This window comes from Micrococcus sp. HSID17227, from assembly GCF_003989405.1.
Classification (GTDB): Bacteria; Actinomycetota; Actinomycetes; order Actinomycetales; family Micrococcaceae; genus Micrococcus; species Micrococcus luteus.
Genome location: NZ_RBLN01000305.1, coordinates 1 through 2,245 on the forward strand (window position 1 = coordinate 1; position 2,245 = coordinate 2,245).

General features: G+C 74.0%; 3 protein-coding genes. 2 read left to right on the forward strand and 1 reads right to left on the reverse strand.

The annotated features are described in order from the left end of the window. Positions 1-261 precede the first annotated feature (261 nt). Complete coding sequence (locus D8M29_RS11090) at positions 262-1,008, forward strand: beta-ketoacyl-ACP reductase (RefSeq protein WP_127435563.1); 747 nt, start codon at positions 262-264, stop codon at positions 1,006-1,008. Positions 1,009-1,045: 37 nt separating this feature from the next. Beyond that, positions 1,046-1,804: an SDR family oxidoreductase gene (locus D8M29_RS11095; RefSeq protein WP_127435562.1), complete on the forward strand. Its 759-nt coding sequence runs from the start codon at positions 1,046-1,048 to the stop codon at positions 1,802-1,804. Positions 1,805-1,877: 73 nt separating this feature from the next. Here D8M29_RS11095 and D8M29_RS11100 read toward each other — a convergent pair. Then, the coding region (locus D8M29_RS11100; protein WP_148111596.1) for an HAD family phosphatase at positions 1,878-2,245 on the reverse strand (368 nt) is incomplete at its 5' end.

Genomic DNA, 2,245 nt, shown 5'->3' on the forward strand with positions numbered 1-2,245 from the left:
GCGGCGGTGGTGACCCCCTGGACCTCCGGTGTCGCCCCGCGCCCGGCGTGGGCGGGACGGCCGGCTCGGGAGCCGGCGGCGGAGCTGGTCATGGCGCATCCTCCTGGCACGTCGCGCCCTGCGGGGCCCCCGCGCGGCCGCGGACGTAGAGTGGTGGTTCACATGCCGGCGCGCCCGCCGTCGGCGGCGTCCCGCAGGACGGCGTCGACGGCGCCGCGCCGGTGCTCCAGTCTAGTCCCGTCCCGTCCGGAAGGTGTTCCCATGGCCGATCAGACCACCACGCCCGCAGCGGACGCGCAGGCCGCCGGCCGCAGCGTCCTCGTCACGGGGGGCAACCGCGGCATCGGCCTGGCCATCGCCCGGGCGTTCGCCGCGAACGGCGACCGCGTGGCCATCACCTCCCGCTCGGGGGAGGGGCCGGAGGGGGTCCTCGCGGTCCGGGCCGACGTGACGGACGCGGCCTCCGTGGACGCGGCCTTCCGCGAGGTCGAGCAGGCCCACGGCCCGGTCGAGGTGCTCGTGGCCAACGCCGGGATCACCCACGACCAGCTGCTGCTGCGCATGTCCGAGGATGACTTCACCTCGGTGATCGACACGAACCTCACCGGCGCCTTCCGCGTGGTGCAGCGCGCCACCAAGGGCATGATACGCCTGAAGCGCGGCCGCATCGTCCTGATCTCCTCCGTGGTGGGCCTGCTCGGCTCGCCCGGCCAGGTCAACTACGCCGCCTCCAAGTCCGGCCTCGTCGGGATGGCCCGCTCGATCACGCGCGAGCTCGGCGCGCGCGGCATGACCGCGAACGTCGTGGCCCCCGGCTACATCGACACCGAGATGACGCAGTCCCTCGACGACGAGCTCAAGGCCCAGTACAAGACGTCCATCCCGGCCGGCCGCTTCGCCGCCCCGGAGGAGGTGGCCGGCGTCGTGCGCTGGCTGGCCTCGGACGAGGCCGCGTACATCTCCGGGGCCGTGATCCCCGTGGACGGCGGCCTGGGCATGGGCCACTGACGACCACCGACCGCTGAGCAGACAGGAAGCACAGAACATGACCGAGCAGGACCTGGCCGGACGCGGCGTCGTCGTCACCGGCTCCTCCCGCGGCATCGGAGCCGCCACCGCCGAGCTGCTGGCCGCCCGCGGCGCGGGCGTCGTGGTGAACTACCGCCAGAAGGCGCCGCGCGCGAACAAGGTGGTGCAGAGGATCGAGGAGGCCGGCGGCCGCGCCGTGGCCGTGGGCGGCGACGTGACCGTCGCCGAGGACCGGGCCGCGCTGCTGGACGCCGCCGTGGAGCACTTCGGCTCACTCGACGTGCTCGTGCTCAACGCCTCGGGCGGCATGGAGTCCCAGTTCGGCGAGGACTACGCCCTGAAGCTCAACCGTGACGCCCAGGCCGCGCTGGCCGACGCCGCGCTGGAGCGCATGGGCGCCGGCGGGCAGATCGTGTTCGTGACCTCCCACCAGGCGCACTTCATCGACGAGGTCGCCACCATGGACTCCTACGAGCCCGTGGCCCGCTCCAAGCGCGCCGGCGAGGACGCGCTGCGCGAGCGCATCCCCGCGTTCACGGAGAAGGGCGTGGGCTTTGTGGTGGTCTCCGGCGACATGATCGAGGGCACCATCACCGCCACCCTGCTCGACCGCGCCGAGCCCGGTGCCATCGAGGCCCGCCGCGAGGCCGCCGGCAAGCTCTACTCGGTGGAGGAGTTCGCCGCCGAGATCGCCTCTCTCGTGGGCCGCGACGACCTCGAGGTCGGCCACACCGAGCTCGTGGGCGGCGCCGAGGACTTCCTCGGGCAGGACTGAACCGCACCACACCCCTGACCACGAGGGCCGGATCCGTGGGATCCGGCCCTCGTGGCATCTCGGCTCGGGCGGCTCAGAGACCGAGGAGCCACCGCAGGGGGGTGAAGGAGGGCACGTCGACGACGACGTCCGCGTGCTCCCGGAGGATCGGCTTGGCGCACAGCGCCACGCCGCAGCCGGCCGCCTCGAGCAGATCGATGTCGTTGGCGCCGTCGCCCACGCCCACGGCCTGCTCGGGGGTGAGCCCCGCGTCCTCGGCCCAGGCGCGCAGCATGGCGGCCTTGGCCGCGCGGTCCACGACGTCGCCGAGCACCCTCCCGGTCAGGTGCCCGTCCCGCACCTCGAGCTCGTTGGCGCAGTAGGCGTGCACGCCCCACGCCTCGGCCAGCGGGGCGAGCACCTGGGTGAAGCCGCCGGAGACCGCGCACACCCGGCCGCAGG

Bases quoted from the DNA above. Each gene is read 5' to 3' on its own strand.
- D8M29_RS11090 (WP_127435563.1), top strand. From the start codon at position 262: ATGGCCGATCAGACCACCACGCCCGCAGCGGACGCGCAGGCCGCCGGC.
- D8M29_RS11095 (WP_127435562.1), top strand. From the start codon at position 1,046: ATGACCGAGCAGGACCTGGCCGGACGCGGCGTCGTCGTCACCGGCTCC.